Below are 516 nucleotides of genomic sequence, written 5' to 3'. Positions count from 1 at the left end.
CATGAGTTCGCTGATGGAGCGCAGTTTTGGTTCGGTGCAAGACCTCAACCGCTACCGCAAAGAGCTGACCCGCGCGCTGGAACAGCGCATGAACGAAAAAATGCAGGCATTGGCACCCAACGATGCCAAGCCTGCATCCGTCTGACCCCCCGATCAGACAAAACCGTTCAAACCGGCCAAGACCGAACCGTCAGATCAGCGTCCAGGGCTGAACTGGCTGGCCACCCGCGAACAGCGGGTGGGCTTGAGCCTCGTCCAGCGTGAGCACCGGCGTCACACAGGCATCGGCCGCTTCGAACTTGTGCGCCCAGTAAGCCAGCGGCTGGCTGGCCACCAGAGCGGCCACCTCGGCCTTGAGTGCCGCCGCATCAGGCGAGCCTGGGAAGGCGCCGCGCTGCCAGTGGCGGCTCACCCAATCCGGGCGCTCGAAGACCTCGCAGGCCACCTTCCAGAACTTGTGTTCCAGCGCCCCCACCGCCAGGTGACGACCATCGGCCGTGGCGTACAGGTTGTAGC

Annotated in this window: 1 protein-coding gene; it reads right to left on the bottom strand. The window is 64.3% G+C overall.

What is annotated here, in order from left to right; translation table 11 throughout:
• Nucleotides 1-190: 190 nt before the first annotated feature.
• Nucleotides 191-516 (bottom strand): CoA transferase (locus GLW00_RS21055; RefSeq protein WP_202412593.1); only part of this gene is annotated, 326 nt, incomplete at its 5' end.

Source organism: Halobacillus litoralis (genome assembly GCF_009856445.1).
Lineage (GTDB): Bacteria > Bacillota > Bacilli > Bacillales > Halobacillaceae > Halobacillus > Halobacillus litoralis.
Note: the sequence above shows the minus strand (reverse complement) of the source record. Positions and strands in the feature narration are given on the sequence as shown.